Source organism: Okeania sp. SIO2B9 (assembly GCF_010672505.1).
GTDB classification, from domain to species: domain Bacteria; phylum Cyanobacteriota; class Cyanobacteriia; order Cyanobacteriales; family Microcoleaceae; genus Okeania; species Okeania hirsuta.
Map to the genome: position 1 here is coordinate 1 of NZ_JAAHGK010001131.1, position 2510 is coordinate 2510.

The 2510-nt window shown below is 35.4% G+C and carries 3 protein-coding genes; 1 reads left to right on the forward strand and 2 read right to left on the reverse strand.

All coding sequences use genetic code 11. From position 1 onward, the window contains the following. Positions 1–23: 23 nt before the first annotated feature. Positions 24–653, reverse strand: a complete 630-nt coding sequence (rimM, locus tag F6K13_RS28085) for a ribosome maturation factor RimM (RefSeq protein WP_287289142.1) — start codon at positions 651–653, stop codon at positions 24–26. 313 nt (positions 654–966) lie between these two features. Further along, positions 967–1167: a hypothetical protein gene (locus tag F6K13_RS28090; protein WP_287289144.1), complete on the reverse strand. Its 201-nt coding sequence runs from the start codon at positions 1165–1167 to the stop codon at positions 967–969. A 171-nt stretch (positions 1168–1338) separates the two neighbouring features. On the opposite strand from F6K13_RS28090, the gene F6K13_RS28095 reads away from it, so the two are divergent. Next, a partial coding sequence (locus F6K13_RS28095; protein WP_287289146.1) for a tetratricopeptide repeat protein occupies positions 1339–2510 on the forward strand: 1172 nt, incomplete at its 3' end.

Sequence of the window (2510 nt, forward strand, 5' to 3'; positions counted from 1 at the left end):
TAAAATTGAGATGCACCCATTTTTTATAAGTCAATTAAGCCTAATGGGGGAATAATTTCAATGATACCTTTTTCAAAATTAACTACAGGAACAATTTCTTTAACAAAAGGAATTAATAGATTTTGAGGAGGGGAAGATTTAGGCTTTTTCTGATTTTTTTTACGCCGACTTCTCCCACTTTCTTGTAGTGGTTTATCTTGAGTAATAGTTTCAGAAATAATCGGAGTATCTGTAGATATTTTTTCTACCTCTAATAAATCGTTTCCTGCTGAAATCATACTCACAACTTTACCAATAATTTCCCCATTTAATTGATTAATAACTGTCAAACCAATTAAGTCTGGTAGATAAAATTCACCCTCTGCTAGTTGGGGGCGATCGCCTCGTTGGACGAACAAATGACTATTGCGTAATGCTTCAGCTTGTTCGCGATTTTCAATCCCTGCCAACTGTATTACATATAACTCTTTACCAGGAAGATAACGACCACCCAGTAACTCAATATCTTGGGGGTCTACCTGACCTGGTTGTAATAACCATCTTTTTCCTGGTTCTAAGAATCTTTCTGGAAAGTCAGAGTTAGGATATACTCGCAACTCTCCTCTCAAACCTTGAGGAGCAACAATTCTACCAATTTCAATCCATTCAGACATTTTTAAGTCAAAAGTCAAAAGTCAAAAGTCAAAAGTTAAAAATTTGCTATTTCTATAATAGACATCTCCAAAAATCAAAAATCAAATCAATTATCGTACAGAAATTATCAATTATTCCCCTCCCAGGAGGGGGAGGGGCGAGGGGTGGGTTCCCTATTCCCTATTCCCTATTCCCTCTTTTGGAGGAGATGTCTAATGCTATAGATAGAAATATTATTAGTTTATCATTTCCCTTATGGGTTTAATACCCCACCGTCTACACGGTGCTCAAAATTGTTTGGGGGAGCGTAGACGCGGAGCGGCTTGTCGAAGACTATCCCCATGCAATTTTCCCTCCTGAGGAGGTCCTTCCCCTCCCAGGAGGGGAGGGGTTAGGGGTGGGTTGACTCCTGACTCCTTCTTCAAGGTAGAAGGAAGAAGTAAAAATCTTACAACTGAGAACTGATGACTGATGACTGATAACTGATAACTGAAATAACGTTGTCTGAGTTTTAAGTTGTCGATCTGTCCTCATATCATGTCCGGATAATTAGTGATCAAAAAACTTTCTCCTTCTCCTTCTCCTCCTCTTTCTTCTTCTTTATTTCCTTATGACTCCTGAAGACTGACTCCTTCGTCGTTTATTTATAACTGTTTAACCGGACATGACATAATACCAAATTTCAAAAAGTTTGCTATATATAACATGGTAGAGTTTTGCCACAAGCAGATGTTAAAAAACCTCAGTAAAGGCTTACCAAAGTCAATTTATATTTTAATTATCACCCTAATATTTTCTATTAGTGGAAATTCTGCGTATAGTCAAGGGACAAAGGATAAAATTAACGATAATTACCAACAAAAAAATGATTTAAAGTTATTATCTGTATTCCCAGAAAATAAAAATTTTGCAACTCATAAAATTGATAGTTTACTAGCTCAAAATCAGGAAAAAGTAGAAAATTTTCAACTGAAAGAAGAAATTCGTAGTCGCGTGCGAGAAGAAGTAGATTATACATTTCGTCATGCCACATCATTGCTCAGTATTTTTTTGATTTTGCTGACTTTATTTCCCGCTTCTGCTGCCATTTGGATTTGGTTTCTTCAGACAAAATTATCTAACAAAATTTTTATTACAGAGCAAGAAATTGAAAGTTTTAAATATGACACAATATCTCAGTTAAAAGAAATCGTCAATGAAGCTCAAATAATATTAGATGAACTGCAACAACAAAGTCAACAAGCCGACGAAAAAATAGAACAACTGCAAAAGGATACATTGATTCAATATTCTGCTGCTAAAACTGATAATTCTGAACCGTTAATGATGGCAAATGATTATGCTAAACAAGCAGATAAATTTTTCTTTGCAGGTAGACTCAAAGAAGCTATTTATTCTTACAATCAAGCCTTGAAAATTCATCCTGAAATGGCAGATACTTGGAATAATCGAGGGGTGGTATTGACAAGATTAAAAATGTATGATGAGGCGATCGCTTCTTATGATAGAGCTTTACAAATTCGTGCTGATTATGCTGATGCCTGGAATAATCGTGGTGTTTCTTTAATAGAATTGCAGCATTATCAAGAGGCAATTAATTCTTTTGAACAAGCAATTAAAGTTAAAGCTGATTATGCTGATGCCTGGAATAATCGTGGTGTTTGTTTAGCAAAAATTCAAAAATATCAAGAGGCAGTTAAGTCTTATAATCAGGCAATTGCTATTAAAAATAATTATAGCGATGCGTGGAATAATCGAGGAGTTGCTTTGATGAAGTTAGGTATTTATGGAGAGGCGATCGCTTGTTATGATAATGCAGCAAAAATTAAACCTGACTTTTTTAGTGCTTGGTATAATAAGGCTCGTTGTTGTGTGAG